Source organism: Microbacterium sp., assembly GCF_052102115.1.
GTDB lineage: Bacteria > Actinomycetota > Actinomycetes > Actinomycetales > Microbacteriaceae > Microbacterium.
This window is the reverse complement of the sequence record NZ_JBQDVP010000101.1, coordinates 1-4,359: the sequence shown is the minus strand read 5'-3', so window position 1 is coordinate 4,359 and position 4,359 is coordinate 1. Positions and strand designations below refer to the sequence as shown.

The 4,359-nt window shown below is 69.2% G+C and carries 4 protein-coding genes; all 4 read left to right on the top strand.

The features are described 5' to 3' along the window. Window positions 1-117: 117 nt before the first annotated feature. A complete protein-coding gene (locus ACTICP_RS15890; RefSeq protein WP_441894016.1) occupies window positions 118-864 on the top strand; it encodes a YaaA family protein in 747 nt (248 codons plus the stop codon). A 92-nt stretch (window positions 865-956) separates the two neighbouring features. After that, window positions 957-1,796 carry a DUF5684 domain-containing protein gene (locus ACTICP_RS15885; protein ID WP_441894014.1) on the top strand — a complete coding sequence of 280 codons (840 nt, stop codon included), beginning with the start codon at window positions 957-959 and terminating at the stop codon, window positions 1,794-1,796. Window positions 1,797-1,908: 112 nt separating this feature from the next. Further along, on the top strand, window positions 1,909-2,772 hold the full coding sequence (locus ACTICP_RS15880; protein WP_441894012.1) for a PP2C family protein-serine/threonine phosphatase: 864 nt from the start codon (window positions 1,909-1,911) through the stop codon (window positions 2,770-2,772). A 56-nt stretch (window positions 2,773-2,828) separates the two neighbouring features. Continuing rightward, window positions 2,829-4,359: FtsK/SpoIIIE domain-containing protein (locus tag ACTICP_RS15875; protein ID WP_441894010.1), on the top strand; the 1,531-nt coding region annotated here is incomplete at its 3' end.

The following is a 4,359-nucleotide window of genomic DNA, read 5'->3' as shown; positions in this document are numbered from 1 at the left end:
CCAGCTGACGATCGTCGCCGGCAACGCGGCGCTCATCGCCTGACACGACTCACCTCGGACGCGCCCGTCTGTCACCTGACCGGTGGCGGCGGGCGCGTTCTCGCGGTACGGGTATTCATGAAAATCCTCCTTCCTCCTTCTGAGACCAAGCACGCCGGCGGATCCGGTGCGTCGCTGAATCTCGAGACGCTTGCTCTGCCCGCGCTGACAGTGCAGCGCACGGCGGTGATCGACGCCCTCGTCGCGCTGGCGGACGACCCTGCCCGCGCACAGCGTGTGCTCAAACTCAGCGACCGGCAGCGCGGCGATATCGATCACAACCGTGCGCTGCGGACATCGCCGACGATGCCTGCGATCGACCGCTACACCGGGGTGCTCTACGACGCGCTGGATACCGGGGCGTTGGATGCTGCCGCGAGAAGGTGGCTGGGACGGCATGTCTGGGTGCACGCGGCGCCGTTCGGTCCGGTCGGAGCGCTCGAGGGCATCCCGGCGTACCGGCTCGCAGCGGGAACCGCGCTGCCCGGCATCGCGCCGCTGCGCCGGCACTGGGCGGATGCTGTGACCGCAGCCATTGCGCAGCATTCGCCGCCGTTCGTGCTGGATCTGCGCAGCGAGGCCTATGTCGCTCTCGGACCGCTTCCGGCATCCGTGGCATCGGCCTACGTGCGCGTCGTCACGGAGCAGGGGCGTGCGCTGAATCACTTCAACAAGAAGGCGAAGGGTGAGCTCGTTCGAGCCCTCGCCGAGGACCGCCCGCATGTTCGGTCCCTGGCCGGACTGCGCGCCTGGGCGGACGAGCGGGGGATCGAAATCCGTGACGGCGGCGACGCCGGAGTGATCGAGCTCGTCGTCGCGTCCTGACTCCGACCGCGTGTGCCTGTTGCTCTGCGCTCTGGGCACGCTAGTGTGTTTCACGCGATGCGGAAAGCGTCGCTCTTTCCATGGAGGGGCAAATGGACTCTTACTACTACGACACAGGTGCCGCGGCTTTCCTCGGCATGATCGTGCTCTTCAGTTTCATCATCGCGATCGCCGGCTATGTGTTGACATCGCTGTTCCTGATGAAGATCTTCGAGAAGGCCGGCGTCCAGGGCAAGTGGCGCGCGTGGATCCCGGTGTACAACAGCATGATCTTCCTCAAGCTGGGTGATCTGAGCCCGTGGCTGATCCTGTACGCCGTCGGTGCGACGATCCTGCTGAGCTGGATCCCGGTGATCGGTCAGATCGTCGGCCTCGCCGCATTCGTCCTGATGGTCCTCGCCGCGTACCGCGTGGGACAGAAGCTGCAGAAGGAGGGCGCCTGGGTCGTCCTCTACATCTTCCTCGCCATCGTCTGGCTCGGAATCAACGCCTTCGACAAGTCGCGCTGGAACACCCAGCTCGCCCCCGCTGGCTGGGCAGGCAACAGCTTCTTCGGTGACCGCACGGTCTGGGATGGCATCCCCGTACAGTCTTCGGCCGCAGCGGCGCCCGGCTCGGTGCCCGGCTTCGGCGCACCGCAGGGCTACCAGCAGCCGGCCCCGGGCTACCAGCCCCCGGCAGGCGGTCAGCAGGCCCCCGGCTACCAGCCTCCCGCTCCCGGCTACCAGCCCCCGGCCGCACCCGCGACGCCTCCGGCTGCACCGGCGAACCCGCCCGCTGCGCCGACGCCGCCCCCGGCTGCTCCGGCGAACCCGCCTGCGGCTCCGACGCCTCCTCCGGCTGCGCCGACCAACCCGCCGACCACGCCTCCTCCGGCTGCGCCCCCGGCACCGCCGGCCCCGCCCGCGGACCCCAACAACCCGCCGGCCTGATCTCGTGACGAAGGACCCTCGAGGAATCGAGGGTCCTTCGTCATCTGCACGCCGTGGCTCCGATAACGTAGATACATGGCCCGACCTGCCGCACCCACTCCGGAGGCCCCACTTGTCTGAGACGCACACGCATACGCAACGCGTCGCCGTCTCCGAGGACGATGAGATCGTGCTGACGTGGGCTGGCGTCACTGACACCGGGCTCCGACGCGACAACAACCAAGACGCCTTCCTCGCGGAGTTCCCGCTCTTCGTCGTCGCCGACGGCATGGGCGGTCACGCCGGCGGCGAGATCGCCAGCCAGAGCACCGTGACGCGTCTGAAGGATGTCGTGGAGTCGGGCACTGTGACGACCGATGCCATCGAGGATGCGCTCGAGCATGCCGTCGAGGACATCGCTTCGCATCCGGACACCACCGACGAGGGCACCGGAACCACGCTCACCGGTGTGTTCTTCGACGTCGTCGATGGTGAGCCGCGCTGGGTGTCGATGAACATCGGCGATTCGCGGGTGTACCTGCTCCGCGAGCAGCGCCTGGTGCAGGTCACCACCGATCATTCCGTCGTCCAGGAGCTCATCACCTCGGGGCGGCTCAGCCCCGAGGAAGCCGACGGCCACCCGTACAGCAACGTGATCACGCGCGCCGTGGGTGCCAGCGAGCTCACTCCACCCGACTACCTCGGCATCGAGGTGCAGGACGGCGACCGGTTCGTGGTCTGCTCGGACGGGCTGACGAAGGAGCTCACCGACTACGGCATCCAGCACTTCCTGCGCGAGCACGACGACCCCGCGGTCGCCGTGGACGCCATGATCGCCGCCGCGCTCGAGAACGGCGGCCGCGACAACGTCACGGTGATCGTCGTGAAGATCGAGCGCTCCGGTCACGATGCCGAAGCGGATGCCACGACGGCCAGGGTCGACACGATCGACGAGACGTCGGACTCGTCCTCCACATCCGAGGCCGACGCCGAATAGCCCGCGAGGCTGTGGACAACCCCGTTCACTGACCTTCGATCCCGTGCAATGGGAGCATGGATCTCGAACCACTGACTCTTCCGGCTGCCGCCGAAGACCCACCCCGCCAGCCCATCCCCGTGCTCGCCGCCGTCGTACCGATGGCGGCCGGGGTCGTGCTGTGGCTCATCACCGGTTCGGTGTTCTCGCTGTGCTTCGCCGCCCTCGGGCCGCTCATGATGGGTGCGTCGCTGCTGGACGGTCTGCGCACGCGTCGCCGCGCTCGCCGGCAGTCGGCCGAGCAGGAGCGCGAGGGATGGAGCCGGGCCGAGCACGAGCTGCGTCGTCGTCATCGGTTGGAGCGTCGCCAGCTGTGGCGGGCGCATCCGGATGCCGCGGTCAGCGTGCAGGACCCGCCGCTGCGCGATCTGCAGCCCGTCGATGAAGCGACGCCGATCGTCGTCGGGACGGGCGTGCGCCGCAGCGAACTGCGGGTGACCGGAGACGGTGGCGAGCGTGGGCGCGCGTTCCGGGAGCGATCGTCCCGCGTGTCGGATACTCCGATCGTCGTACCGATCGGGCGCGGGGTGTGCCTGCGCGGACCGCTGCCGGTGGTCGCCGCCGCGGCACGGGCGCTCATCGTGCAGCTCTGCCTGCGCCACGCCCCCGCCCAGCTCGCTCTGACCGGAGACGGCTTGGAGGCGCTCGGCGTCGCCGGCTTCCCGCACGCCGGACGGCCGCGGCGCGGCGCCTGGCGGCTGGCGGTCGTGGTCGGTGACGGCGACGCCGAGGATGCCGCATCGCAGATCAGACTGCGCAGTGCCGACGGAGAGGTGCCCGAGGGGATCACCACGGTCGTGGACTGCGACGACCCCTCGCACGGACGGCTGCGCACGGCGAGCGGCACGGAGGACATCACCGTCGAATGCCTTTCGCGTCCGCAAGCGGTGGCGGTGGCGGCATCCAGTGTTCAGCGCGAGGGGGACGTCGCCCAGCTGCCCGACGTTGTCGCGCTCGGTGAGATCACCGACGATGGCGCGCTTCCCGGGCTCGGCGCGGTGATCGGGCGCACGGAGAGCACCGAGCTCGTGATCGACCTCGTCGAGGACGGACCGCACGCGATCGTCACCGGCATGACCGGATCGGGGAAGAGCGAACTGCTCGTGACATGGATCGCCTCGATGGCGCGGACGCACAGCCCGGAAGAGGTGGCCTTCGTCCTGGCGGACTTCAAGGGCGGTACGGCGTTCGACCCGCTCCGTGACCTTCCGCACGTCTCGGCCGTGATGACCGACCTCGATGACGAGGGTGCACGACGCGGCGTGGAGAGCCTGACAGCCGAGCTGCGGCGGCGCGAAGAGGTGCTGGCGGGGCTCGGTGCGCGCAACATCACCGAGTCGGGCGGCCGGCTCGGACGCCTGGTGATCGTCGTCGACGAGTTCGCCGCGCTCGTGCAGGAGCATCCTGATCTCGCTGCCGTCTTCACCGACATCGCCGCTCGCGGTCGTGCGCTGGGCATGCACCTGATCCTCGGCACCCAGCGGGCGGCCGGTGTGATCCGCGACGCTCTCGCGGCGAACTGCCCGCTGCGGGTCAGCCTGCGGGTGT